The organism is Hyphomonas adhaerens MHS-3 (genome assembly GCF_000685235.1).
GTDB classification, from domain to species: Bacteria; Pseudomonadota; Alphaproteobacteria; order Caulobacterales; family Hyphomonadaceae; genus Hyphomonas; species Hyphomonas adhaerens.
In genome coordinates this window covers 1,624,798-1,649,946 of record NZ_ARYH01000001.1, presented here as the reverse complement: position 1 = coordinate 1,649,946, position 25,149 = coordinate 1,624,798, and the positions used below count along the sequence as shown (strand labels likewise).

Below are 25,149 nucleotides of genomic sequence, written 5' to 3'. Positions count from 1 at the left end.
GCGAAAGCGTACGGGATTCTGCGTACTCCGGATGCCTGCAGAGGCTGCTAAGAGGCGAGCCATGAAACAGGCATGGAAGACCTTCGCGACGCGGCCGGTTCCGCGCTATACGAGTTACCCCACGGCGGCGGATTTCAGCCCCCGTGTGGCCGGGGACGAGGCGCGCGCCTGGGCGGCATCCGTGACGCCGGACGCCCCGATCTCCGTCTATATGCATGTGCCCTTCTGCGAGAAGCTCTGCTTCTATTGCGGCTGTGCCACCAGCGTGCCGAACGGTTACCGCCGGATCGGCACCTATCTGGAAACGCTGCACCAGGAGATCGACGTCTGGGCGAAGGCGCTGGGCCCGCATGCCGGCATGGCGCACCTGCACTTTGGCGGCGGGTCACCGAACGCGCTTTCCGCGGAAGACTTCAAGGCGCTCGTGGCGCACGCAGAAGAGGCCTTCGGCACGCAGCCCGGTATGGAAGTCGCCGTCGAGGTCGACCCGCGCACCCTGACGCCGGACTTCATCGAGGCCATGGCGGAGGCAGGCGTCAGCCGCGTCAGCTTCGGCGTGCAGACCCTTGCCCCGAAAGTGCAGGAAGCCGTCGGCCGTATCCAGCCGAAAGAATTGCTGGTCGATGGCATAGAGCGCCTGCGCGCCGTCGGCATCCACGCCATCAATATGGACCTGATGTACGGCCTGCCGTTCCAGACGGTGGAAGACGTGGTCGAAGCGGCCCGCTTCGCTGCCGAGATGGGCGCCGCGCGCGTCTCCTTCTTCGGCTATGCGCATGTGCCGTGGTTCGCCAAGCACCAGTCCGCCATCGACGAATCCGCCCTGCCCGGCCTGGAAGAACGCTTCCGGCAGGCAGAGGCCGGCGCCGCGGCGCTGACCGGCGCCGGGTTCCACGCCATCGGGCTGGACCATTTCGCCGCGCAGACAGACCCGCTGACCCGCGCCGCCCGGGGCGGCACGCTGCGCCGGAACTTTCAGGGCTATACGGACGATCCGTGCGATACGCTGATCGGCATTGGCTCGACCTCGATTTCGCAATTCCGTCAGGGCTATGTGCAGAACTTCAAGTCGCGCACGGCATGGGCGGCGGCGGTCGAAGACGGACGCCTGCCGTCAGAGCGCGGCATCGAACTGACGGAAGACGACCGTCTGCGCGGCCGCGCAATCGAAAAGCTTATGTGTCAGCTCTGGGTGGATGTGGACGTAACTTGCCGCGAGATGGGCGCCGCGCCCGGCGCACTGGACGACGCGCTGGAAACGGCCCGGTTCCTGGAGTCTGCCGGCCTTTGCCGCATTGATGGCAGCGTCGTCAGTGTGCCGAAGGAATCCCGGCTCCTCCTGCGCACGGTCGCCCAGTGTTTCGACGGCCGGTACAAGCCGGTTGAGGCGCGCCACGCCAAGGCGGTGTAGCGCATAAAGAAATTCGCAGGTGCCAGAGCGTCCCCGCTCAGGCAGTCATGCCAGGCCGTGTGCTTGCAGGGCACCGGGAAGCGGCCGGGCATGATCCCCGTCTACCCGGCGGGGCCTGCGGACGCTTTGCCCCGGGACTATTCTTTCAGGCCAGCCGCATGGTGGGCAATGTGCTCCGCCATGAAGGTCGCGATGAAGTAATAGTCGTGGCCGTAGCCCTCGCGCATCCGGTAATCGAGTGCCTGGCCGTTGGCCATGCAGGCGTCGATGAAGATTTCCGGCTTCAGCTCCTTTTCCAGGAACGTGTCTGCTGTGCCGGTGTCGACCAGAATGCGCGCCCGGCTCTGGCGTTCCTTCACCAGTTCGGTTGAGTCGTACTGTTCCCACGCGACCGAGACCGGTCCGAGATAGGCCTTGAACGCCTTCTGGCCCCACGGCACGCGCGCCGGGCTGGTGATCGGGCTGAAGGCCGAACAGGTCTTGTAGGTTTCCGGATGCTTCAGGTGCAGGGTGATCGCCCCGTGCCCGCCCATGGAGTGGCCGAAAATCCCCTGTTTTCCCATGTCGGCATTCTTGATCTCTGCCGCGACCAGTTTCGGCAGCTCATCCGTGATGTACTGGTCCATCTTGAAATGCTTCGCCCAGGGTGCCTGCGTGGCGGTGAGGTAAAAGCCCGCGCCCTGGCCAAGGTCATAGGCCTCGTCGTCCGGCACGCCTTCGCCGCGCGGGCTGGTGTCCGGCGCGATGATCATGATGCCATGCTCGGCCGCGGCGCGCTGCAGGCCGGACTTCTCCATCACGTTCGCCCAGCTGCAGGTCAGGCCCGACAGATACCACAGCACCGGCACCGGGCCGTCGGCCGCCTGCGGCGGCGTATAGACCGCAAACCGCATCGTGCAATCCAGCACCTCCGACTCATGATCGTACACGGAAAGATTTCCGCCAAAGGATTTCCAGGAAGAGACTTCAGTTGTTTTCACGCTATGACCCTTTTTGGTTTTTGCCCCGGCGAAGCCGCTGACTCTTGGACGTCAGCCCCCTTTTAGCCCCCGGTCACGACATTTTTCCTGACGACAATGTCGCAAAGAACATCCCGGGCAGAAAGAAGACAATCGGAAACAGCAGATGCCAGACGCTGAAACCTCGAAACACGGGATTCACCTCAACCCTGCCGCTGGGACAAGGGACAGATTGCATCAATCCGCAAGCCATTCTGATGCTGGAAAAGAAAAACGGATGCGATTAAATCAAACGCCTAAGCATAAGGGGACGCGTATGATCCGGATTTTTCTGACTCTTTTGGGGCTTGTGACGGCGTTTGCCGCGAGTGCACAGGCGCAGACCGTTCAGCGAGACTGGACGCCCTATGAGCAGAACAAGCAATGCATGATCTCGGAGAACTATTTCAATCCGTCCCTGCAAATGGATGGGTCGAAGAAATGGTTTATCGTGGATGCCTCAATCGCGACGACGATCCTGAAATGGCATGTCAGTGGCGACAGGTTTTTCGATGAAATGGAATCGCCAGCACTGGGGCGGCTGGCGCAGTGTTTTGATGGGCGTCTGGAGTGCGGGCTGCCGCTGAATTACGACATCGCCAACGAGTTGAAGCTGTTCGACCGGCCGGAAAATGGCGCGTCGACCGCCTATTTCAGGAACCCGCCCCCCGAAAGCGCCGTGCGCTATGCCATGGCGGCTGTCGGCGACTGTTTCGGCTCGGCGGGTGAGGGTATCTATCTCGACGAGGTCGGGCTGACGGAAGCCGAATTGCCGATTGATATCTGTTATCGCGCCGGCAACGCGATGTTCTATCGCAGCAGTAGCAAGTACCGCAGCGAAGCGCCGACGATGACCGATGCCCAGATCGCAAAATATCGCGACTGGGGTATTCTCGCCAAAAATCTTATCGATCAGAGATTCAACAAGCCTGATGAAGAGGTCACGGTGTGCGGCGTCGCGCCAGCAGAGCTGATGCCGTCCTTCATGCAGTTCTATGATGACAATGGTTATGGCCTGCTGGAGGACGCGGAATATATTGCTGCGCAGGAAGCTGAAGCAGCGGCAGCGGCGCAAGCTGCTGCCGAGAAGCAGGCCCGCGAGGATGAATATAATCGCAAGTCCAAGAAAGAACGCCTTCTTGCCAGGAACGATTATCAGCGCTTCGGCACGCTGGACGGCTGCCAGATCGCTTACTCTTACGTCTTCAACGGAATCAATCGGGACAAGATGAGCTTCATCGTGGACCCGGTGCCGGACAGCGGCATCAGCTGGGCCCTGAAATTCGAGAAGACACAGGCCGCCGGACAGGAATGCCCGGCCATGCCGCAGGATCTCGGTGACTGGATCGCCAAACAGGATCCGAAACTGTTCGAGGCCTATGGCGCAACCGAGGAATTCCGGAACAACAAGCCGAATATCTGGAACGAAAACGACTGGAAGGCCTTTGTCGAGCGCTGGATGTGGCGCGACCAGACCTTCGCCGAGACATATGTTCAGGGCGGGAATTGCCAGGCGGCGATCTGGTATTCGCGCAACATTGCCCATGACTGGAACGCCTTCAATCAGGCCGAACTGGATTTCGTCGGCCTCGCCCGCGTCTTTGGGCGCTGGGGCGCCCCTGACAAAGCCTTGTGCGCGGCGATCCCGCCGGATGTGCTGCCTCTGGCCCGCAAGACATGGGAGCGGAATTACAATCAGGTGATGCGTGAGAAAGCCCGGCAACAGGCCGAGTGGGATGCCGCCAATCGCCGGGAAGCCGCCCGCCGGGCCGAGATCGACGCCGCCTATGATGAGCTGTTCAACTGGAAGCCGCCCTATCAGAAGCAGTCCGAATTGCGCTGCTATAATGTCGAAGAGACGAAATACGGCACACGGCAAAGGTGCTTCAGCGACTAGGGTGTGACCGCAATTCAGCGTACGTCACAAGGGTCGTCATAAAGGGACAGGGAAACGCATCATGCCAGCTTACACGCTCTACGGCGCCGAGGTCAGCTATTTCACCGGCAAGGCCCGCGCCTATCTGCGCTGGCGGGGGGCGGACTTCGAGGAACAGATCGCCACGCAGCAGGTCTACCGCGACATCATCCTGCCGAATGTCGGCTGGCCCGTGATCCCGGTCATGAAGATGCCGGACGGCACCATCGTGCAGGACACCGCCGACATCATCGAACAGGTCGAGGCCGCAGAGCACCGCCTGCCGCCCGTCCTGCCCGCGACGCCGCTGCAGCGTTTCGTTGCCCTGCTGCTGCAGCTCTATGGCGATGAATGGCTCACCCTGCCGGCCATGCACTATCGCTGGACCTATAATGAGGACTGGGCCTATTCCGAGTTCGGCGCCCTCTCCGCGCCCCAGCTCAGCCGGCCGGAACAGTATGAGATCGGCAAGAAGAACGGCCAGCGCTTCAAGGGCGCCCTGCCCGTCCTGGGTGTCCATCCGGAAACCATTCCCGGCATCGAGCGGAGCTATGAAGCCTTTCTCGGCGAATTCTCCCGCCACCTTGATGCGCACCCCTTCCTGCTCGGCGAGCGGCCTTGCCTCGCGGACTTCTCCCTGATCGGCCCGCTCTATGCCCACCTCTACCGCGATCCGAAATCCGGTGAGCTGATGAAGCTGCTCGCCCCGGCCGTGGCCGAATGGGTGGAGCGGACCCATGCCGGGGAAGCCGGCACGGGCGAGCTCGCCGCCGACGATACAATCCCGGAAACCCTGCTGCCGATCCTGCGGCGCCAGATGCGCGAACAGCTTCCGGCGCTGATGGAAACGAACGAGCTATTCGCAGGCTGGGCCGCCGACGTATCGTCCGGCACGCCGGTGCCGCGGGCCTTTGGCGAGATCATCGTCACCATCGAAGACCATGCCGGCCCGGCGGCGGCGCGCAGCTTCCCGCTCTGGCGGCTACAGGCCGCGCTGGATGCGTATGAGGCCATGGACGCCGATGCCAAGGCCCGCGCCGACAAGCTTCTGTCCTCGATTGGCGGCAGCGCGCTGCGGACCTTCCAGCTCCCTGCCCGGCTTGCCCGCAAGGATTGCCGGCTCGTCCTGGCCTGAAACGGGCTGGCCTAAAACAGGCTGGCCTGACCGCGCCGCCGCTTCTGTCGCAGGCGCCGCATCTTTGGCCGGTGCGGGCACGGTGCTAGACCTCTGCCCGTAACGGCAGCGAGGCGCATTCCATGGGTTTGTTCGACAGGCTTTTCGGCGGTGGCAAGCCTGCCATCCCCCAGATTGATCCGGCCACGGCGAATGACCGCCTGCGCAAGAAGCAACTGGTCCTGATCGACGTGCGCACGGAAAGCGAATGGCAGGACGGCGTGCCAAAAGGCGCCCACATGGTTACGCTGGGCGACCCGCGCATGGCCGACAAGATCTATGGCTATATGAAGGAAGACGCCTCCAAACCGGTGGCCGTCATCTGCCGGTCAGGCATGCGGTCCGGCCGGGCTGCGAAACTGCTGGCCGGGGCCGGGTTCACCGATGTCAGCAATGTGCGCGGCGGCATGATGGCGTGGAGGTCGGCAAACCTGCCGGTGAAGCCTTACCGCAAATGATCAGGCCGGCCCTTGCCCCGGCCTCGGCCTCGACCTCGGCCGGGGAAACGAGACCGCGAAGCCGCCTTCGATGAACCCCTCGTCCGGCGGGTTATGGGGCGAGCCCGCCTCTTCGTAATAAATGAGCGCAGGGTAGCGGGCCTGCACGTCCGCTTTCAGCGCATCCGTCAGTCCCTGCTCCATATGGGCCACCAGCGCCCTGGTCCATTCGGCAAGAGAGACGACCCGGTTGCCGTCTGCGATGGCCTGGTCGATCACCCAGCGGATCGTTTCCGAACCGACAGGTGACAGGTCCACCGGGGCATCCGGGTCGCGCCATTCCATTATGGCCAGTCCTCTAAAGGTCAGCCCTTTACGGTGCGATGGCGAGGCACTCGATTTCGAGTTCCGCGCCCAACGCAAGCCCGCCTGCCCCGAAAGTGGAGCGGGCCGGTTTCGGATCCGGCAGCGCCGCATCATAGGCCGCGTTCATCTCGCCGTAATTCTGCATGTCGCCGAGGAAGACGCTGCACTTCACCACGTCCGTCAGGTCTGCATCGAACTCGTCCAGCGTGCGCTCGATATTCTTGAAAATCTGGGTCGTCTGCGGCCCGGTGCCGCCCGGCGCGAAGTCATTCGTTTCCGGATCAATCCCCAGTTCGCCGGACAGGTAGATCGTGTCGTTCACACGCACGGCCTTGGAGAATGGCAGGTCCATCCCGGCCACGGTCGGGGCGGAATAATATTCGATGTCCGGCGTATGCGCCGCCTTAAAGCTTTCCGCATCGGTAATGACGCAGCCGCCAAGGGCCATCATACCAGCAGCCATCGCGGCAACGCCGCCCGTCCTGAACATGGGTTTCATGCAAATCATCCTGTTGTCAGTGGATCCATTTCGGGCGCTCTTCTTCACCCGCTTCGTTTTCCTCGTCCTCAGAATAGGACGTGAACTGAATATCGTAGCCGAAAGGCTGGTCGTCGGCCGGTTCGTCCGGCTCGGTCATGAAGACCTGCAGCTCGCCATCCGGCTTGAAGCCAAGCCGCTCGCCGATGGCGACAATCATGTCGGCGGCCTGGTCCGCATCCTTCGCCCAGACTTTCATGGCCATGATGTAGCGGCCGCATTCGGTGTCGAAATCCACGTTGGGTGCGAACACCTCTCCGTCGGCCAGCAATGTGTAATGGGTAAATTCGGTCATGGCATTCGCCCTCTCAGGGCTTTTCGGCAGGGCATCTTCCGGTGCGCCGTGTGGCGCCGGGCTGCCCACCAGACTACACGGGCAGGCCCCAATGCGAAACCGCCCCTCCTGATTTGGGAGGGGCGGTCCGGGTGTTTGCCTTTATCCGCGGCACATGGCGCAGATCTTGTTGCCGGCCGGATCGCGCAGGTAAGCGAGGTACAGCTTCATGCCGCCGCCTTCGCGCCAGCCCGGCGGGTCTTCGATCGGGGTGCCGCCAGCGGCAACGCCGGCTGCGTGCCAGGCGTCGGCCTGCTCCGGGTTTTCGGCCGCAAAGCCGATCGTGCCGCCATTGGCGTGCGTGGCCGGCTGGCCGTCGATCGGCGGGGTCACCAGGAACGTGCCGCCATTGTGCAGGTAGATCAGGCGGCCTTTCGGGTCGGTGATCGCTTCCCGGCCGCCGATGGCGGTGAACAGGGCATCGTAGAATGCCTTCGATTTCTCCAGGTCGTTCGTGCCGACCATGACGTGACTGAACATAAGTGATTTTCCTCCTGATGGATTGGGAATTAGTGCCCCAGCTGCCGGGACGGCGCCAGAGGAATTCCGGCTTCCCGCTGCGTCAGCCCCGGCATTTATGATCAGGCTTTTGCCATCAGCTGGCGGCGGCCCCCGACAGCAGCGGCACAAGATGGCTCATATAGTCCGCCTTGCCGATCGCCAGCCCCTCTGCCCGCAGGATGTCGTAGGCCGTGACGAAGTGGAAATAGAAGTTCGGCGTCAGCCACTCGTCGATATAGGCCTGCCCGGACATCGACACCGTCGGGAAGCCGGGAATTTCCAGCGGCGTCTGACCGGCGGCGAAATCCTCTTTCGTGTCGGTCTGCGCCTCGATCCGCGAGATCGTTTCGGCGACCACGGCTTTCAGGTCGGCAAAGCTCGCCTTGTCGCTTTCGAACTCCTTCATCGGCGTACCGTTCAGCTTGCTCAGCAGCAGCTCCGCCTGACGGCAGGTGAACCAGACCTGGTTCGGCAGCGGCAGCATGTCGTCGGCCAGCCGCGCCGTCAGCAGCGCTTTCTTCTCCGGATCATCCGGAAACAGCTCCGCCTCCGCCCGGCCAAGGATGTTCTGCAGGGTAACCAGGCGCGTGCGATAGATGTCGAGATTGCGTTTAACGAGGCTCATTGGATCTTTCCTTCCGGGTGACTCTGAATAGGCCGGCCTTAGTCGTACACCACCACAGACCGGATGCTCTCGCCCGAATGCATCAGGTCGAAGGCGTCGTTGATCTTGTCGAGCTTCATGACGTGCGTGATCATCGGGTCGATCTGGATCTTGCCGTTCATGTACCAGTCGACGATCTTCGGCACGTCGGTGCGGCCCTTGGCGCCGCCGAAGGCCGTGCCGCGCCAGTTGCGGCCCGTCACCAGCTGGAACGGCCGTGTGCTGATTTCCTTGCCGGCCTCGGCCACGCCGATGATGATCGAGGTGCCCCAGCCGCGATGGCAGCATTCCAGCGCCTGGCGCATCACATCCGTATTGCCGGTACAGTCGAAGGAATAGTCCGCGCCGCCATCGGTCAGCTCCACGAGATGGGCGACGACGTCCTTGGTGTTCTTCGGATTGACGAAATGCGTCATGCCGAATTTCTCGCCCCACTCCTTCTTGGAGTCGTTGATGTCGACGCCGATGATCTTGTCGGCCCCTGCCATCTTCGCGCCTTGCAGCACGTTCAGGCCGATGCCGCCGAGGCCAAACACGACGACATTGTCGCCCACCTGGACCTTGGCCGTGTTGGTGACGGCGCCAACGCCGGTCGTCACGCCGCAGCCGACATAGCAGGCCTTGTCGAAGGGCGCGTCGGTGCGGATTTTCGCGACCGCGATCTCCGGCAGGACGGTAAAGTTCGAGAAGGTCGAGCAGCCCATGTAGTGATAGATCGGCTGGCCCTTGTAGGAGAAGCGCGTCGTGCCGTCCGGCATTAGGCCCTTGCCCTGCGTGGCGCGGATCGCGGTGCAGAGGTTCGTCTTGCCTGACAGGCAGCTTTTGCACTGGCGGCATTCCGGCGTGTAGAGCGGGATGACATGGTCGCCCGGCTGCACGCTGGTGACGCCTGCGCCCACCTCGCGCACGATGCCCGCGCCTTCATGGCCGAGGACGCTCGGGAAGATGCCTTCGGAGTCGAGCCCGTCCAGCGTGTAGGCATCGGTGTGGCAGATGCCGGTGGCCATGATCTCGACCAGCACTTCGCCGGCCTTCGGGCCCTCCAGATCGAGTTCGACGATTTCGAGCGGTTTCTTGGCTTCGAAGGCGACAGCGGCGCGGGTTTTCATGGCGGGAAGCTCCTGGGGGTATAGATGGTCTATAGACGGTCCATAGAGGGTGTTTGTGATCGTGGAACCGGGGAATCTGGAGCGCGGAACATTTCAGTTTCGTCCCCCCGGCGCAAGGGTGGACTCCCGTCAATTACGCATAGCCGTTTCCCTGTGCCGAAACCCGGTTATAAGGGCGCCATGACCGACCAGACTTCCGATTCCTTCTCCGTTGCCATTGCCGGCGTCGCCGGCCGCATGGGCCGCCAGCTGGCTGCCGTGTCCCACCGCCACGGCCTGACCGTTGCCGGCGGGACGGAAATTGCCGGCTCGCCGCATCTCGACACCGACATCGGCGACCTGTCCGGCATTCCGAATCTGGGCGTGAAGCCTGCGTCCGATCCGGTCACCGCAGCGGCCAAGGCCGATGTCTGGTTCGATTTCACCCGCCCCGCCGCCACGATCGCGGCGCTGGAAGCGCTGAAACATACGCCCGTACGTGTTGCCATCATTGGCACGACAGGCTTTTCGCCCGCCGAAGAAAAGGCGCTGGAAGCGGCTGCCGGGGGCCTCTCCATTGTGAAGTCCGGCAGCTTTGCGCTGGGCATCAAGATGCTCGAAACCCTGATCCGCCGCGCGGCCGCCAGCCTCGGCCCGGACTGGGATATCGAAGTGCTGGAAACCCACCACAACAAGAAGGTGGATGCGCCGTCCGGCACGGCCCTGATGCTGGGCGAAGCGGCTGCAGAAGGCCGTGGCGGCACGCTGGATGACCTGCGTACAGGGCCATATGATGGCCCGGATGCCGCCCGCGAACCCGGCAAGATCGGCTTCTCTGTCCGCCGCATGGGCGGCGTGATCGGCGAGCATTCGGTCAGCTTCGGATCCGACACGGAAATCGTCACGCTCAGCCACACATCGCTCGACCGGGCCATGTTTGCCGAAGGGGCGCTGAAAGCCGCCAAATGGGCCCTGAAACAGCCGCCCGGCCTTTACAGCATGGACGATGTGCTGGGGCTTTCAGGCAACGGCGCCTGAGAAAGCAACACACCGCACAGCTGAATCCGGGTTGACGGCCATACTCGCCATGGCAGCATGACAAATTCGTCATCGAACCTGAAAGGGGCGGCATGATCGGCATCGTCGTCGTCAGCCACGGCAAACTCTCGAAGGAACTGGTCGCCGCCACGGAGCATGTCGTGGGCGAACAGATGCGATTCAAGTCGATTTCCATCGAGGCCGAAGATGATATCGAGGCCCGGCGCGAGCAGATCCGCGACACGGCCAAGGCCTGTGACGTTGGCCTGGGGGTCATTATCCTCACCGACATGTTCGGCGGCACGCCCTCGAACCTCGCCATGTCGATCATGGGATCCGGCAATATCGAAGTGATTTCGGGCGTGAACCTGCCCATGCTGATCAAGCTGGCCGAAGTGCGCGACGAACTCCCGCTCAGCGAAGCAGCCCAGACCGCTGCGGATGCGGGCCGGCGCTACATCAACATCGCCTCCGAACTCCTCGCAAAATCCAATTGACCCGGAGCCCCGTGCAAAACGCCGTGACCGAAGCCCGCCAAAGCGTGACCATCGTCAACCGCAAAGGCCTGCACGCGCGCGCATCCGCCAAGCTGTCAAAGCTGGCCAGCGAGTTCCAGTCGACGGTCGTCGTCAGCCATGAAGGCCAGAAAGCCGACGCCCGCTCGATCATGGACCTGCTGATGCTGGTCGCCGCGCAGGGCTGCGAAGTGGAACTGGCGGCCAACGGCCCCGACGCGGCCGAAGCCGTGACCGCCATCGCCAGCCTGATCGCCGACGGCTTCGGCGAAAGCGGCGAAGCCGACGTGTTGTACTAATCCCCCATTCTTCCCCATGGGCCGCCCCCGGCCACACAAACCAAGAGTAGCGCAAATGATCAGAGCGATTTTGACATCCGTGAGTGCAGGCATGTTGCTGGTGGCCTGCACACCAGCCCCCGGCGCAGACGGCGCGGCAGACACCTCCCCGATCAGCGCTGAAAACCCGGTCAGCACTGAAAACCCGATCAACACGGAAAACATGTCCGAGACGGTAAAGGTGCTCGCCTCCGACGAATACATGGGCCGTGCGCCAGGTACCGAGGGTGAGACAAAGACCGTCGCTTACCTGATCGAACGCTTCAAGGAACTCGGCCTTGAGCCTGGCGGACGGGACGGGAAATGGACCGATCCGGTGACCCTGAAACACTCCGTCGTGAATGATATTCGTACATTGAGTTTCGACCTGGGCGAGACCGCGATCCCGCTCAAGCAGGGTCTGGACATCAACATCAGCTCCCCCAATCCGCGCGAAGACATTGCGATGAAGGATGTGCCGATCGTGTTCGTGGGCTTTGGCGCCAGCGCGCCGGAACGGGACTGGGACGATTATGGCGATATGGACCTGACCGGAAAGGTCGCCCTCTTCCTCGTGAACGACCCGGATTTCGGTGTCGAGGAAGATGACCCGGTTGCCGGCGTCTTCGGTGGCCGCCGGATGACCTATTATGGCCGCTGGGCCTACAAATATGAGGAGGCCGCCCGTCGCGGCGCGGTTGCCGCCTTCGTCATCCACGAAACCAAACCCGCCGGCTATGGCTGGAACGTTGCCGCCTCCTCGCCGGGTGAAAATTACACCGTTGCCAGCAAGGGCCCGGCGAAACCGGCGCTCGATCTGCGCGGCTGGCTGCATGAAGACATGGCCCGGCAGCTGCTGACTCAGGCCGGATACGACCTCGATGAACTGAAAGTTGCCGCCCGCAAGCGGGACTTCGAAGCCTTCACCCTGGATGACCTGCACTTCAATGCAGATCTGGGCCTGTCTGTGGAAACGGTCGAAAGCCAGAATGTGCTCGGCAAGATCACCGGCACAGAGCGGCCGGATGAAACCATCATGCTGTCCGGGCACTGGGATGCGTATGGTATCGGCATTCCGGATGCGCAGGGCCGCGTCGTGAGACCCGGTGCAAATGACGATGCGCTCGGCCTTGCCGGCATCATGGAAATTGCCCGCAACATGGAGGCCCGCCCCGCGCCGGAACGAACGGTCGTGTTCGCTGCCTGGACGGGTGAAGAGAGCGGCCTGCTCGGCTCGGAAGCCTATGCGCAGGATCCGATCTATCCGCTGGAAACAACCGTCGCTAATTTCACGCTGGACATCCTGCAAACGGCGGGTCCGGCAAAAGACGTCATCCAGGTCGGCGAGGGCCAGAGCGAGCTGGAAGAGATGATGGCAGCGGCGGCGGCCAAACAGGGCCGCACGGTGTCTCCCGAAGGCTTGCCGGAGAACGGCCTGTTCTACCGGGCAGACCATTTCTCGCTCGCCCGCCGCGGCGTGCCGGTGCTGCTGATCATGGGAATCGCAGGCGGACCGGACCTTGTGGACGGCGGCCGGGAAGCCGGGATCGAATGGGTCGCGGGCTATATTGCCAACCGGTACCACAACCAGAACGACGCCTGGGACCCGGACTGGGATTTGCGCGGCGCCGCGCAGGATGTGGAACTGTTCCTCGACATGACCGAAGACCTCGCCAACTCCACCGCCTGGCCGGACCTGAAGCCGACCTCCGAATTCAAGGGATTGCGGGACGCGAGCGCCGACGCGCGGGAATAACCTTCCCACTCTGATCGGCCCCACATTCATCGCCCCCCTTTCATCGGCGGCGCTCTGCCCCTATATTGGTAGGGTCTTCGGACTATGGCGATAAACGCGCGTGTAATAAGCGGCTCGGACCCGGGGGCGGTACCCGGCGGCTCCACCAAAAGCAGGTTCAGGCCTTTCACCGGGCCTGTTTCTGACGGGGCCGAAATAGGATCGACGGACGTGTAAAGACGAGGCCTTCGCCGGATTGGGCCCCCTCAGAAGCCCAAATCAACATAGTTGCAAACGACAACTTTGCTGAAGGTGAACTGATGGCTGCGTAAGCAGTCGGATGATTACCGATCTAACTCCTAGGGATTCAGCTCCCTAGGCGGGGCCCGGAGGCGCCTGGCAACAGAAGCCTCCACTTTCCCTCCCTGAATTCCTTGCAATGCCCGCGCAGCCGCTTCAATCTCTGCGCGTGCATTACATGCCTCGGAGCAGGCAGGGAGGAAACCGCCCATGGCGAACAGCACGTTGACCCAATTCGTGAAGGAAGCCCTTGAAAAGGGACAGGATCGGAGCGGCATCCGCACCGCGCTCGTTGATGCGGGCTGGCGGGCGCAGGAAGTCGACGACGCGCTTGCGGCCTATTCCGATGTCGCCTTCCCCATCGCGGTGCCAAAACCGGCCGTGTACCTTTCGGCCCGTGAGGCATTCTTCTATCTGCTCTTTTTCATCCTGCTCGGTGTGGTCGCCTTCAATCTCGGCTCTCTCCTGTTTGCGCTGATCGACACAGTGATCCCGGACGTTCTGGAGAAGGAGAGCTATCGCGCGAGCGCGCTGGACCGTCAGATCCGCGGCGCAATTTCCGGCCTTGTCGTCGGCACGCCGCTTTTCCTGTGGCTTGCCCGCATCCTGTTGAAGGCACGGCACGAAAACCCGGCGCTGCAGAGGTCACGCATCCGCAAATGGCTGATCTATATCAGCCTCGTCATTGCCGGCATCGTGCTGGTCGGGGATGCCATTTCCCTCGTCTACAGCTTCCTGAATGGCGAGCTGACCTGGCGCTTCACGCTGAAATCCCTCGTCGTTGCGGGCATAGCCGGCAGCATCTTCGGGTATTTCATCACCCATGCCGAACGGGACGAAGCCAATGGCATATAGCCAGCACACCATCTACGGAGGCGGTCTGGTCGCCGTCATCATCGCCGCCTGCGTGGCGGGGATCGCAGTGACGGGTGGACCGGGCGAGGCCCGGAAAGAACGGGAGGACCGCGCCCGCCAGCAGGCCGTCTCCGATACGGCGCTGGCGCTGGCCTGCTACCATCAGGCGTTTGGAGAGATTCCCGAAGACCTGACCCTCGTCGAGACTGAACTGGCGCGCGTCACGTCCAAGGCGCATCAGCAGGATGCCTGCACCCAGGCAGAAATCCGCAAGGATCCGGTCTCAGGCGAAGACTTCCGGCTGACGCGGCAGGCTGGGGTCGTGACCCAGATCTGCGCGGAATTTGCCACCGGCACCCCGAGCGGCCCTTACAACCGCTACAGCTACAGTCCCACTCGCGCCGTGATCCCGGATCTGGGAGAGCCACGCGAGACAGGGGGCGAGCGGTGTTTCGACCTCAATCTCTCTGCGAAGCTGGAATTCTGAACCGCCTAGAGAAGCACTGTCCCCTTCCCATCCTTTTCCATCGCACGCTGGTAGGAGGGCATCTCGCGCATCTGTTTCAGGAAGCGGTGCGCATTGGGATAGCTCGCCTCGTCCATGCCGGCGCGGTGGGCGGCGAGTTCCATCGAATAACCCATTACGATATCTGCCGCCGTCAGCTGCTCGCCCGCGAACCATTTTGTCTGGCCGAGCTGTTTTTCGATTTCTGTCATCAGCGCCGTCAGGCGCGGCGTGAAGAAGGCCTTGTCCAGCCCACCGACCAGCGCTTTCGCAACCGGGCGGAACAGGAACGGCGCGCGCATGGTCATCGCCATCATGACGAATTTGTTCGTCAACAAGGGTTGAAGACTGCCCTGTGAGGTATGGAACCAGAACAGGTAGCGCGCCCGGTCCGGCGTGCCCGGCGCGGGGCGCAGGCGCCCGTCATCGTGCAGGTCGCAGATATAGTCGACAATGGCATTGGTCTCCGCCATGGCGGTGCCATCGACAGTAATCACCGGGGCCGTGCCGAGCGGCGAAATGGCCTTGTACTCTGCCGGGGCGAGCCGGGTTTCCGGGTCCCGGTCATACAGCTTCACCTCATACGGCACGCCCAGCTCCTCCAGCAGCCAGAGGATTCGAATGGATTGCGACTTTTCCAGATGGTGCAGCGTGATCATGGCAGGGTCTTTCCGGTAAGGCAGGGACGCTTCTAGTACGATCCGCCTATCCCGTCGGATGTGTTCACGCGAGGTCAGGGCCGGGATTTGTGCTGAAATACAGGGACATCGCCCCCATATGCCCCTCAACAGGGCAAAGGAGCCAAGCTGATGATCCCGTATTCGGTTCTCGATCTTTCACCTGTGCCTGCGGGCTCAACCCCCGCGCAGGCCCTGGCCAATACGGTGGATCTGGCCCGCCATACCGAGGCCCTTGGCTATCACCGCTACTGGATGGCGGAACACCACAACATGACCGGCATCGCCTCGGCGGCCACGTCCATCCTCATCGGCCATGTGGCGGGGGCGACCTCGACCATCCGCGTTGGCGCGGGCGGCATCATGCTGCCGAACCATGCGCCGCTGGTCATCGCCGAACAGTTCGGCACGCTGGCGACGCTGTATCCCGACAGGATCGATCTCGGCCTCGGGCGGGCGCCCGGCACCGATCAGCTCACCATGCGGGCACTGCGCCGCGGCGAGCAGAGCGCAGACATGTTCCCGCAGGACGTGGTGGAACTGATGGGATACTTCGAGCCTGCCCAGCCTGGCCAGAAGGTGCGCGCCGTGCCCGGCGCCGGAACGCATGTGCCGGTCTGGATCCTGGGGTCCAGCCTGTTTGGCGCCCAGCTCGCCGCCCATCTGGGCCTGCCCTATGCATTTGCCTCGCACTTTGCGCCGGACGCTTTGGAACAGGCCGTTGAAATCTACCGTGCACGGTTCAATCCGGGCGCAACGGAGAAACCGTGCTTCATGCTGGCGGTCAATGTGTTCGGCGCCGACAGCGATGCCGAAGCCTTGCGGCTGAAAACATCGATGCAGCAAGCCTTCATCAATCTGCGCACAGGACGCCCCGGTCCGCTGCCCAAGCCTGTCGACAACATCCAGGACATCGCTCCGCCGGAAATGGTCGCGCAGGTCGACCGGGCGCTCCGGGTCTCCGCGACGGGTGCGCCCGCCAAGGTCACCGAAGACCTGTCGGCCCTGATCGACCGGCACCGCCCGGATGAAGTCATCCTGACGGGCCAGATCCAAGATCATGCCGCGCGCCTGCGCTCCTTCGAAATCGCCGCAGAGGCGATGAAGACGATCGGGGCGCGGTCTGGCGCAACCGCCAGCTAGTTCTCCAGCCGGTCCATTTCCGCGCTGAGCGTGTCCATCAGTTCCGGGTGGTCCGACTGGATACGGATCATCGACGTCGCAATGCGCCCCTGCACTTCGATCAGGTCGGTATAGCGCCCGCCGAAGATCTGCATGCCTTTGACGCCCGAGATCTCTCCGTCGAGTTTGTCCGACATCTGGTTCAAGCCATCGACAGCCACCTTGATCTTCTTCGCGGCGGACTTGGCACTTGCCTCGTCATCCACGGTTTCCAGTGCGTCGGCGATGCGCGTCATCTCGTTGATATAGGCTTCGCCGATATCGCCAGCGGAAGACTTTGCGGTGATGTCCTCCCCCGTCTTGCCCTGCACATCGTCCTTGCCGCCGCAGCCTGTCAGCATCAGCGCCGCTGCGATGCCTGCTGCTGTCAAAAATCCCGTTCTCATGTTTCGTCCCCTGACTGTGTTTTCAGAAACACACACTTAGGCCAAAATCCGGGGCAGGAATATGGCGGCTTGCCAGATACAGCCGGCTGGCATAGGTGGGCCACCCTGCACGAAACGTGCGTCCTACGAACCCTGAACGATGAAAGGAGATCCGCAATGACCACCCCCCGCTTCTCCAGCTTCATCCTCACAGGTTCACATGACACGACGCATCCTGCGGCCACTGGCGGCCGCCCTTTCCCGGCTCAGCGGCCGGACTGGAAAATCTGAAAAATCACCGCAACGGGACCGGCGTATCGCGGCCCGTTCCCTCAAGACGAAACTTCCTGCCCACCTGCTCCGGGATATCGGTGCGGATGATGGATGAGGCCCTGTTCAGGATTCAGGGCTCAGTCCGCGTCCAGCTCCGCAGACACATTCAGATGATCGGAACAGATTTCCGGCCCCGGCCGGTACTGGCCAAGCTTCATGGCGGGTCCGGTCAGGATGTGATCATAGTCCCGCAGTGGCCGCCAGGAGGGATAAGTCGGCTCCGGCTGCCGGTCGAAATGAGCGTGCATCTTTTCAAGGAAGGCCTCGGCCGGGCTCGCATGCAGACTGCAATTGAAGTCCCCCATGACGACCCACCGTCCATTTTCCGGCAGGTGACGGGAGAGGAAATCCAGCTGGAGTTCCTGATCCCGCCGCCCAAGGCTGAGATGAACGCAGGCCACGTCAAACGGGGTTTCGGCCCCGACAGTTGCAATCAGGCAGCCGCGCCCCGGCACCCTGCCCGGCAGTTTCAGGTCGCGCACATTCGACAGCGGGAACCGGCTGAGGATCGCATTCCCATGGCGCGAAACGCCGCGGATCACCCGGTTTTCCTGGATCGCCAGATGATCATGGCCCGAGCGTTCGGCAATCGCATTTGCCTGACAGCGATATCCGGCCCGGCGCCCGCCAAGGTCGACCTCCTGCAGGCAGACAAGATCTGCGCCGCGCACCGTTTCGGCGATGGTGTCCAGCGTGCTGGCCTTTGCCGGCGTGTGGAAAACCTGCCGGTGCGCGCGTATGAGATAATCAGTAAAACGGGCCGTCCCGATGGCGGCCTGAATGTTCCATGTCAGCAGTTTCAGGGGCACGGTCTTCCTTTGGCGGTTCGGACAGGACAGGGTAAGGCTTCACGAATTGTCAGGCTGGGCACATGATTCCTCTTCTCAGTTCCATACCCTTTCTCGTGCACTTCTCCCTGTCGGTCCTTGCAGCAGTGCGCCTGCTTTACCGCAAGCTGGCCGTGAACACGACCCTGGCATGGCTTTTCCTGCTGTTCGGCCTGCCGGTGGTGGGTGTCGTGCTATATGTCCTGTTCGGGGACCACCGGCTGGGCGGGCGGCGGATGAAGATGGGCGAGCGCCTGCGCTCGTTTTTCATGCAGGTCTTCAGCGTGAAAGACGCCGGCATCCCGCCAGACATCGCAAGCGTTCCCCGCTACGCGGCACTGTCCCGCTCGATCCAGGCCGATACCGGCTTTCCCGTTCTCACCGGTTTGTCTCCGGCATTCTTCGCAGAGGCTGGCGACCTCTATGCCGCCATGCAGGCCGATATCGACGCGGCCTCGGACAGCATCTGCCTCGAATTCTATATCCTCGACCCGGCGGGCCGCGTTGGGGATGTGCTGGCCGCGGTGGAACGGGCGGCACAGCGGGGCGTCGACTGCAAGATCCTGGCGGACGATTTCGGCTCCAAGCCTTTCTTCCGGTCACACTGGCCAACGCGGCTGAAGAAGGCTGGCGTACAGATCGTCCGTTCCCTGCGAGTCAATCTGTTCTCGTCCTTCTTCCGCCGGTCCGACCTGCGCAATCACCGCAAGATCCTCGTCTGCGACCAGCGCGTCGGATATGTCGGCAGCTACAACCTCGCAGATCCCAAACTGTTCAAGGCTGACCGCGGCGTTGGCCAATGGGTCGACATGATGATGCGCGTCGAAGGCCCCGTCGTCGATGCCCTCACATCGGTCTGCCTGTCGGACTTCCTGTTCGACAGCGTCGGCTACCAGATTGGCCGGGCCGACCTGAATGCCCTGCCCATCGTGCCCCGTGTGGGCGGAGGCGAAGGCACGCCTGTGTCCATGCAGGTGCTGCCGTCCGGCCCGGAAATGCGCAACTCCACGATCTATGAAGTCCTCGTCTCGGCGATCTTCAGCGCGCAGAGGCGGCTACGCATCGTCTCGCCCTATTTCATTCCGGATCCTTCGGTCCAGCTTGCCCTTGTCTCGGCTGCCAAGCGCGGGATCGAAGTCGAGATCATCGTGCCGGAACGCATCGATTCCCGCCTCGCCCAGTTTGCCAGCCAGTCGTCCTACAAGGAATTGCTGCGCGCCGGCGTGCGCCTGATCCGGTATCGCAGCGGCCTGTTGCACACAAAGCTGATCCTGGTGGACGACGAGATCGCCCTGTTCGGGACGGTGAACATCGACATGCGCAGCTTCTACCTGAACCTTGAGCTGACCATGGTCATCTATGATGCGGCCACCAGTGCCACGCTGTGGAAGCACTCGGACACCTACCTGCCGGAAAGCACACCGCTGGACCCGGCGCGATGGGAACAGCGCCCGGAGTGGCACAAATTCCTCGAAAACATCCTGCGCCTCGCCAGCCCGATCCTTTAGGCGCGGGCCTCGCCGGACTGTCCCTAGCTGTAACGCGCTTCCACTTTCGGGCCATCGGCGCCCGCTTTGACCGTCGCAAGGCTCGCCTCGAGATCGGCGAGGTAGGCATCGGCCACATCGGCGTGCTTCGGCGACAGCATCAGGTGCAGGCTCGGCGGTTCCTTCGTCACAGACGTAAACCAGCCGCGCCGAAAGATCTCGCCATAGATCGCAAAGGCATGGGCGTCCGGATGGGAAAACGCCATCAGGCCCAGCATCGGATTGCCGACGATGTCAAAGCCGAGGCGCTTCACGCCCTCTTCGATCTTTTCCCGCGTGGCGCAGACCTGCCCCTGCAGGCGCTTGTAGCCTTCGACGCCCAGCGTGTTCATCACACCCCAGGCGGCAGAGATCGCGCCGCCCGGCCGCGTGCCCGCCAGTGTCGGAGTCTTCATCGGCGCGCCGCTCCAGCCGGCCAGATCGAACGGCATGTAATTGTAGAGCTCTTCGGAGCGGAACAGCACGGTCGAGGCACCCTTGGCGCAATAGCCATATTTGTGCAGGTCCGCGCTCATCGAATGGACAGCGGGAACTTCGAAATCGAACGCCGGCACCGGCACACCATTCATCCGCGCGAAGGGCGCAAAGTATCCGCCGACGCAGGCATCGACATGCAGCCACACGCCTTTCCTCGCGGCGACCTCGCCCAGTTCAGCGATCGGGTCGATGATGCCGTGCGGAAAGTTCGGCGCCGAGCCGACCATCATCACCGTCGCTTCATTCACTGCCTCGCCCATCGCAGCCGGGTCAGCTTCATAGCTGCCATCTGTCTTCAGCGGGACGCGGCGGATCTCTATATCCATCAGGTGGGCGGCCTTGTCGAAGGCGAGGTGCGCCGATTGCGCCAGCACGACATTCTGCCCCTCACGCGGCTTGCCCTGCGCGCGGGCATAGTCGCGCGCGGTCTTCATCGCCATGGTTATGGAGTCCGTGCCGCCGGACGTCATCGCACCGGTCGCCCCCTCCGGCCCGTGCAACAGGCCGAGGCCCATGCCGATCACTTCCTTCTCCATCTGGGCGAGGCTCGGAAAGGCCAGCGGGCCGAGCCCGTTCTCCGCCATATAGAGCTGATAGGCTTCCTGCTGGACCTGTTCGACCTCATGGCCGGCATTGAAGACGTAAACGGCTGTGCGCCCGTCGCGCCATTGCGCATCGCCTCCGCCGCGGCTGATCATTTCCTGGCGCACATCGGCCCAGTCGCGTCCCTTCTCCGGCATCTGCATGGCTGTTCCTTCCCTCGATCTCTTGTCTGGTTTGAAACCTAAGCGGGCCTTCGCCGCTTGACCATAGCTGGCCCCTGCCACCCGCCCCCCTTGCAACTTTTCACCGCCTGGCACGTTGAGTCCTTACTCCCCAAGAAAGGAGGAGATTCAAATGACTGACCAGAAGACGATCCAAGAAGCTGGCCAAAAAGGCGGAACATCCCCCCAATCCGGCCCCCAATCCGGCCCCCAATCCGGCAAGAATCACGACACCGAAACGGACGACCGGAAGATTCGCCCGGCCGGGCCTGAAAGCATGGAAAGCCCGCCCGAAAACTGGGACAAGGTCGACGAAGAGAGCGACGAATCCTTCCCGGCGAGCGATCCACCCGCCAATTACTGACCGGCTGCCCCCGCTAGAGCGTTGCAATCCCGAGGCATTCCAGCCGCCGTGTGCGCCTGCGCGCGAAGTGCAGCTTTTTGCTCGCGCATTGTGCGAAGCCCGTTGCCCGCACGCGGCGGGAGGAATATTGTGAACGAAAGAACAAGCCAGAAATTTAATGGGGATCAGCACCGGGCCATGACGGATTATATCGGTTACGAAGCGCTCACTCAGGCCGCCATGCGCGGCGTGGTCCGCGAGGCGCTGAAGCGTGCAAAAGCAAACGGCGGCCTGCCCGGCGACCACCATTTCTACATCACGTTCCGGTCCAAGGCGCCGGGCGTGCGCATGGCCGACTACCTGACCGAGCGATTCCCGGTCGACATGACCATCGTGGTCCAGCACCAGTTCTGGGATCTGGAAGTGCATGACGGGCATTTCGAGATCATCCTGAAATTCTCCGGCGTGCCGCAGCACCTGTTCGTGCCCTATGCCGCGATCACGCGCTTCGTCGATCCGTCCGTGAATTTCGGCCTGACCTTCGAGGCACAGGACAAGGACGCGACCGTCATCTCCCCGGCTTCCGATCTGGCCGAGACGAATGACGACGAGAGCGAAGGCGAGGCTGCTGCTAGCGAGGCCGGCACCGTCGTGAACCTCGACGCATTCCGCCGCAAATAGGCCGGACGATTGGCAGATACTGAAAAACCCCGCATCAGCGACGCTGACATGCTGGCCCGCTTTCAGGGCTCGAAGAAGCGTCCGCCCTGTTCCGACACGCTGGGCATGACGCTCATCGAGGTCGAACAGGATGCGATGCGCATACGGATGGAGTTCGACGTCAGTCCGTCCTTCGCCAATCCGACCGGCGCCGTGCAGGGCGGCTTCATCTCCGCCATGCTGGATGAAGCGATGAGCACCTGTGTCATCATCGCCTCCAATGTCACCATGACAGCGCCGACACTGGAAATGAAGACAAGCTTCCTGACCCGCCTGATGCCCGGCAAGGCGTATGTCGATGCCCGCATCGTGCGTCTGGGAAAGTCCGCCGCGTTCATGGAAGCGGAATGTTTTGACCCGGACGGGAAGATGGTCGCCAAGGCGTCCGCCACGGCCATCCCGATGCCGTTCAAACGCCTCGCCAAATGAGTTTCGACAAACGCGCCTATTGGGAAGGCATGCTCGGTGAGGGCAAACGCCCGCCCGCGACAGACTTTGTCGGTTTGGACCTGATTTCCTTCGACGAGACGGAAGGCTGGGCCGAGGCGGCTTTCTGCCTGCCAGCCCAGGCCACCAATCCCGGCGGCACGGCGCAAGGCGGCTTCGTGACTGCCGCGCTGGACGAAATCATGAGCATCGCCGGCTCGATCGTGCAGGATGGCCCGGCCATGGCGCCGACGCTGCAGATGACGGTCAGTTTCATCCGTCCCGTGCCAGTTGGCGTCCGTCTTCTCGGCCGCGGCGAAGTCGTCCGCAAAGGCCGCCAGGCCATCTTCACACAAGGTTTCCTGCGCAGCGAAGACGGCAAGCTGCTGGCTCAGGCAACCGCCAGCTGTATCCCGCGCTCCATGGCCTGACGCTGCGACAGGCTGCGCGAGAACGCCGGTCTGTGCTATCTTCCCCGAAATATAAAAAAATCCGGGAGGAATTAATGGCCGACGATCAGGGCTCCGCACCTTCAGTCCCCAAGTCCGTTATCGAGGTGACGGCCTTCATGCCAGAGGCGCGGCGCGATCCGCACCCGCCCCTGAAGGCGCTCCGCGAGAACTGTCCGGTCATGCGCGACGAGATGGCGAAGGCCTGGTTCCTCACCCGCTATGGCGACGTACGCACCACGGTCAACGACCGCAGCTTCATCCGTCATCCGCTGAACGCCGAGGAAGGCTCGATCTCGCGCCAGCTGGTCGATGAGGAAAATCCGCGCCGTACGTCCATCCTGTTCATGGACAATCCGGATCATGCCCGCGTCCGCCCCCCGCTGGCCAAGGCGTTCTATGCCCGCATCAACAAGATGAAGGACCAGATCGAAGCCATCGTCGATGAAACCATCGAAGCCGCGCCCGCCAGCGGCGTGTTCGATCTGATGGAAGAGATCGCCGTGCCCATTCCGGTGACAGTCATCGCCCGCATTCTTGGGGTCGACGAAGAACGCCTCGCCGATTTCCGCGACTGGTCCGAAGCGGTGATCCTTGGCCTGAACCCGGTCCGCACCCCGGAAGAGACCGAGCGCATGATGGCAGGCGGCGCCGCGCTGGAAGCCTATTTCGCCGAATTGATGGAACGCCGCCGCGAGGCCCCTGCCGACGACCTCATCACCGATATGGTCCAGCTGCAGGCCTCCGGGGATGCTCCGCTGTCAGACGATGAAGTCCGCATCAATCTTCAGGCCCTGCTGGTCGGCGGGAACCTGACCACGACAGACCTGATCGGAAACGGCGTCTGGCTGTTCCTGACCCATCCGGAACAGCTCGCCGCGCTGAAGGCCGATCCTGGCCTCGCCTCCCAGGCAGTCGAGGAAGTGCTGCGCTTTGAAGCGCCTGTCTCGGCGACCTCGCGGATCGCCGAAGCCGACAAGCCAGTGGCCGGCTGCCCGGTGAAGGAACACCAGGTCGTGTTCTGCTCGCTCGCGTCGGCCAATCGCGACGCAGAGACGTTCGAGGCGCCGGACACGTTCGACATTACGCAGAAACGCGCCAGCCATGTCGCCTTCGGCGGCGGCCCGCACATCTGCATCGGCGCACCGCTTGCCCGTATGGAAGCCCGGCGTGTCTATCAAAAACTGTTCGAACGCTATCCGGACATGAAACTGCCGGAACAGGACATCGCCTGGCGCGCCCTGCCCTTCTTCCGCGGCATAGAGACCTTGTTGGTCGAAGTCTGATCCATATGAGCGGGACCGTCAGCACCCATTATGATGCGCCAGACCTGATCGCCCGCATCGAAGCCGCTTTGTCAGATGCCGGACTGTCGCCGGAGACGGTCACAGCGGACGTGCTGGCCCCGATCGAGGAATTTCATGTCGGCGGCCGCATGGCCACAGACACCTTGTTGCGCGATCTGAACATCCGTCCGGCCGACCGCGCGCTGGATGTCGGCTGCGGAACCGGCGGCACGTCGCGTCATGCTGCGGCGCAGTTTGACTGCACGGTCGAAGGCATCGACCTGACGGACAGTTTCATCCGCGCAGGCCGAACGCTGACGGATTGGCTGAAGCTGGACGGCAAGGTCGCCCTGCATTGCGGCAGCGCACTCGACATGCCGTTCGAAACGGCCAGGTTCGATCTCGGCTGGATGTTCCATGTCGGCATGAACATCGAAGACAAGCAGGCCCTGTTCAACGAGGTTTTCCGGGTTCTGAAACCGGGCGGACGGTTTCTGGTCTACGACATCATGCGCGGCGAAGACGAGACGACGCCGCTCACTTTCCCCGTCCCCTGGGCCGGCAGTCAGGCAAGCAGTTTCGTCCGCCCGCCGCGCCAGTATGACGAAGCCCTCCGCTCTGCCGGGTTCGCCGTAACAAAGTCCGAACCGCGCCGCGACATCGCCGATGCCTTCTTCGCACAGGCAGCGTCACAGGCCAGCCAGCCGCGCCCGCCGCTTACACTGGCCCTGATCATGGGTGAAACGGCCCGAGACAAGTTCGCGAACCTGAAACGGAATTATGAGGCCGGACGTATCGTGCCGGTCGCCATTTCCTGCGAAAAGCCCATCTAGGGGCTTTCCGGGATGACGCGCCGCGCGGTCCCTCACACATGGCTTCCCGGAAAACGTGGCGCGTTTATCCGGGACACAGGCCCTTCACATCGCCCCCACCGTTAACGAACAGCCTGCGTGCGACCATGGTGCAGCGCGCAAAAACGTGTCATAGGCGGGCAAAATCCCTCTGACAGGTCGATCGTGCCTCGATGACGATCCCTGACAGTCCAACCCCCGAAAGCCAATC

Annotated in this window: 29 protein-coding genes and 1 other RNA gene; 19 read left to right on the top strand and 11 right to left on the bottom strand. The window is 62.7% G+C overall.

The window, feature by feature from the left end:
• Positions 1-61: 61 nt before the first annotated feature.
• The gene (gene hemN, locus HAD_RS08140; protein WP_035570429.1) at positions 62-1,411 is read left to right on the top strand and encodes an oxygen-independent coproporphyrinogen III oxidase; all 1,350 of its coding nucleotides are present in this window, start codon (positions 62-64) and stop codon (positions 1,409-1,411) included.
• A 137-nt stretch (positions 1,412-1,548) separates the two neighbouring features.
• Here the strand turns inward: hemN and fghA are convergent, their stop codons facing one another.
• Positions 1,549-2,391, bottom strand: a complete 843-nt coding sequence (gene fghA / locus HAD_RS08135; protein ID WP_035570428.1) for an S-formylglutathione hydrolase — start codon at positions 2,389-2,391, stop codon at positions 1,549-1,551.
• Positions 2,392-2,686: 295 nt separating this feature from the next.
• On the opposite strand from fghA, the gene HAD_RS08130 reads away from it, so the two are divergent.
• The 3 genes from HAD_RS08130 (at position 2,687) to HAD_RS08120 (ending at position 5,956) form a co-directional block, all read left to right on the top strand.
• Entirely contained in the window at positions 2,687-4,306 is a 1,620-nt protein-coding gene (locus tag HAD_RS08130) for a hypothetical protein (protein ID WP_035570427.1), read from the top strand.
• Positions 4,307-4,367: 61 nt separating this feature from the next.
• Entirely contained in the window at positions 4,368-5,459 is a 1,092-nt protein-coding gene (locus HAD_RS08125) for a glutathione S-transferase family protein (protein ID WP_035570425.1), read from the top strand.
• A gap of 122 nt (positions 5,460-5,581) precedes the next feature.
• On the top strand, positions 5,582-5,956 hold the full coding sequence (locus HAD_RS08120) for a rhodanese-like domain-containing protein (RefSeq protein ID WP_051596033.1): 375 nt from the start codon (positions 5,582-5,584) through the stop codon (positions 5,954-5,956).
• Here HAD_RS08120 and HAD_RS08115 read toward each other — a convergent pair whose 3' ends face one another.
• The 6 genes from HAD_RS08115 to HAD_RS08090 all read right to left on the bottom strand — a co-directional run bounded on the left by HAD_RS08115 (position 5,957) and on the right by HAD_RS08090 (position 9,447).
• On the bottom strand, positions 5,957-6,280 hold the full coding sequence (locus tag HAD_RS08115; protein ID WP_035570424.1) for a hypothetical protein: 324 nt from the start codon (positions 6,278-6,280) through the stop codon (positions 5,957-5,959). It lies immediately after the preceding gene.
• Between the two features lie 28 nt (positions 6,281-6,308).
• The gene (locus HAD_RS08110; RefSeq protein WP_051596032.1) at positions 6,309-6,800 is read right to left on the bottom strand and encodes a RidA family protein; all 492 of its coding nucleotides are present in this window, start codon (positions 6,798-6,800) and stop codon (positions 6,309-6,311) included.
• 16 nt (positions 6,801-6,816) lie between these two features.
• Positions 6,817-7,134, bottom strand: coding sequence for a hypothetical protein (locus HAD_RS17905; RefSeq protein ID WP_156942203.1), 318 nt, complete (start codon positions 7,132-7,134; stop codon positions 6,817-6,819).
• A gap of 141 nt (positions 7,135-7,275) precedes the next feature.
• Positions 7,276-7,653 (bottom strand): VOC family protein, encoded by a 378-nt coding sequence (locus HAD_RS08100; protein WP_035570423.1) that lies wholly within the window; start codon positions 7,651-7,653, stop codon positions 7,276-7,278.
• A 115-nt stretch (positions 7,654-7,768) separates the two neighbouring features.
• Positions 7,769-8,299 (bottom strand): DUF1993 domain-containing protein, encoded by a 531-nt coding sequence (locus HAD_RS08095; RefSeq protein ID WP_035570422.1) that lies wholly within the window; start codon positions 8,297-8,299, stop codon positions 7,769-7,771.
• 38 nt (positions 8,300-8,337) lie between these two features.
• Positions 8,338-9,447 (bottom strand): S-(hydroxymethyl)glutathione dehydrogenase/class III alcohol dehydrogenase, encoded by a 1,110-nt coding sequence (locus tag HAD_RS08090; protein ID WP_035570421.1) that lies wholly within the window; start codon positions 9,445-9,447, stop codon positions 8,338-8,340.
• Positions 9,448-9,627: 180 nt separating this feature from the next.
• On the opposite strand from HAD_RS08090, the gene dapB reads away from it, so the two are divergent.
• From dapB to HAD_RS08060, 7 genes are all read left to right on the top strand, one after another.
• Entirely contained in the window at positions 9,628-10,464 is an 837-nt protein-coding gene (gene dapB, locus HAD_RS08085) for a 4-hydroxy-tetrahydrodipicolinate reductase (RefSeq protein WP_035570420.1), read from the top strand.
• 92 nt (positions 10,465-10,556) lie between these two features.
• Positions 10,557-10,961 carry a PTS sugar transporter subunit IIA gene (locus tag HAD_RS08080; RefSeq protein WP_035570419.1) on the top strand — a complete coding sequence of 135 codons (405 nt, stop codon included), beginning with the start codon at positions 10,557-10,559 and terminating at the stop codon, positions 10,959-10,961.
• 23 nt (positions 10,962-10,984) lie between these two features.
• The gene (locus tag HAD_RS08075) at positions 10,985-11,278 is read left to right on the top strand and encodes an HPr family phosphocarrier protein (protein WP_035571886.1); all 294 of its coding nucleotides are present in this window, start codon (positions 10,985-10,987) and stop codon (positions 11,276-11,278) included.
• A 55-nt stretch (positions 11,279-11,333) separates the two neighbouring features.
• A complete protein-coding gene (locus tag HAD_RS08070) occupies positions 11,334-13,052 on the top strand; it encodes a M20/M25/M40 family metallo-hydrolase (RefSeq protein WP_084331828.1) in 1,719 nt (572 codons plus the stop codon).
• 34 nt (positions 13,053-13,086) lie between these two features.
• Positions 13,087-13,448: a transfer-messenger RNA gene (ssrA, locus tag HAD_RS18370) on the top strand.
• Positions 13,449-13,541: 93 nt separating this feature from the next.
• Entirely contained in the window at positions 13,542-14,186 is a 645-nt protein-coding gene (locus HAD_RS08065; RefSeq protein ID WP_035570418.1) for a DUF5671 domain-containing protein, read from the top strand.
• A complete protein-coding gene (locus tag HAD_RS08060; protein WP_035570417.1) occupies positions 14,176-14,673 on the top strand; it encodes a hypothetical protein in 498 nt (165 codons plus the stop codon). The genes HAD_RS08065 and HAD_RS08060 overlap by 11 nt, the downstream gene beginning before the upstream one ends.
• Positions 14,674-14,678: 5 nt before the next feature.
• On the opposite strand, the gene HAD_RS08055 is transcribed toward HAD_RS08060, so the two are convergent.
• Positions 14,679-15,350 carry a glutathione S-transferase family protein gene (locus tag HAD_RS08055; RefSeq protein WP_035570416.1) on the bottom strand — a complete coding sequence of 224 codons (672 nt, stop codon included), beginning with the start codon at positions 15,348-15,350 and terminating at the stop codon, positions 14,679-14,681.
• 150 nt (positions 15,351-15,500) lie between these two features.
• On the opposite strand from HAD_RS08055, the gene HAD_RS08050 reads away from it, so the two are divergent.
• On the top strand, positions 15,501-16,511 hold the full coding sequence (locus tag HAD_RS08050; protein WP_035570415.1) for an LLM class flavin-dependent oxidoreductase: 1,011 nt from the start codon (positions 15,501-15,503) through the stop codon (positions 16,509-16,511).
• Here HAD_RS08050 and HAD_RS08045 read toward each other — a convergent pair.
• Both HAD_RS08045 and HAD_RS08040 read right to left on the bottom strand, forming a co-directional pair.
• On the bottom strand, positions 16,508-16,936 hold the full coding sequence (locus tag HAD_RS08045; RefSeq protein WP_035570414.1) for a hypothetical protein: 429 nt from the start codon (positions 16,934-16,936) through the stop codon (positions 16,508-16,510). The two genes, HAD_RS08050 and HAD_RS08045, sit on opposite strands and share 4 nt — an antisense overlap.
• A 389-nt stretch (positions 16,937-17,325) precedes the next feature.
• Positions 17,326-18,057, bottom strand: a complete 732-nt coding sequence (locus tag HAD_RS08040) for an endonuclease/exonuclease/phosphatase family protein (RefSeq protein WP_162177482.1) — start codon at positions 18,055-18,057, stop codon at positions 17,326-17,328.
• 62 nt (positions 18,058-18,119) lie between these two features.
• Between HAD_RS08040 and cls the strand changes: the two genes are divergently transcribed.
• Positions 18,120-19,583, top strand: coding sequence for a cardiolipin synthase (gene cls / locus HAD_RS08035; RefSeq protein ID WP_035570413.1), 1,464 nt, complete (start codon positions 18,120-18,122; stop codon positions 19,581-19,583).
• Positions 19,584-19,606: 23 nt separating this feature from the next.
• Here cls and HAD_RS08030 read toward each other — a convergent pair whose 3' ends face one another.
• Entirely contained in the window at positions 19,607-20,839 is a 1,233-nt protein-coding gene (locus tag HAD_RS08030; RefSeq protein ID WP_241765324.1) for a pyridoxal phosphate-dependent decarboxylase family protein, read from the bottom strand.
• 157 nt (positions 20,840-20,996) lie between these two features.
• Here HAD_RS08030 and HAD_RS08025 point away from each other — a divergent pair, with 157 nt between their 5' ends.
• The 6 genes from HAD_RS08025 (at position 20,997) to HAD_RS08000 (ending at position 24,920) form a co-directional block, all read left to right on the top strand.
• The gene (locus tag HAD_RS08025; protein ID WP_035570410.1) at positions 20,997-21,227 is read left to right on the top strand and encodes a hypothetical protein; all 231 of its coding nucleotides are present in this window, start codon (positions 20,997-20,999) and stop codon (positions 21,225-21,227) included.
• A 129-nt stretch (positions 21,228-21,356) separates the two neighbouring features.
• Entirely contained in the window at positions 21,357-21,887 is a 531-nt protein-coding gene (locus HAD_RS08020) for an SspB family protein (RefSeq protein WP_241765323.1), read from the top strand.
• A gap of 9 nt (positions 21,888-21,896) precedes the next feature.
• Positions 21,897-22,355 (top strand): PaaI family thioesterase, encoded by a 459-nt coding sequence (locus tag HAD_RS08015; RefSeq protein ID WP_035570406.1) that lies wholly within the window; start codon positions 21,897-21,899, stop codon positions 22,353-22,355.
• On the top strand, positions 22,352-22,783 hold the full coding sequence (locus HAD_RS08010) for a PaaI family thioesterase (protein ID WP_035570404.1): 432 nt from the start codon (positions 22,352-22,354) through the stop codon (positions 22,781-22,783). The genes HAD_RS08015 and HAD_RS08010 overlap by 4 nt, the downstream gene beginning before the upstream one ends.
• A gap of 74 nt (positions 22,784-22,857) precedes the next feature.
• On the top strand, positions 22,858-24,087 hold the full coding sequence (locus tag HAD_RS08005; protein ID WP_035570403.1) for a cytochrome P450: 1,230 nt from the start codon (positions 22,858-22,860) through the stop codon (positions 24,085-24,087).
• Positions 24,088-24,092: 5 nt separating this feature from the next.
• Positions 24,093-24,920 (top strand): class I SAM-dependent methyltransferase, encoded by an 828-nt coding sequence (locus tag HAD_RS08000; protein ID WP_035570401.1) that lies wholly within the window; start codon positions 24,093-24,095, stop codon positions 24,918-24,920.
• The last annotated feature ends 229 nt before the right edge of the window (positions 24,921-25,149 follow it).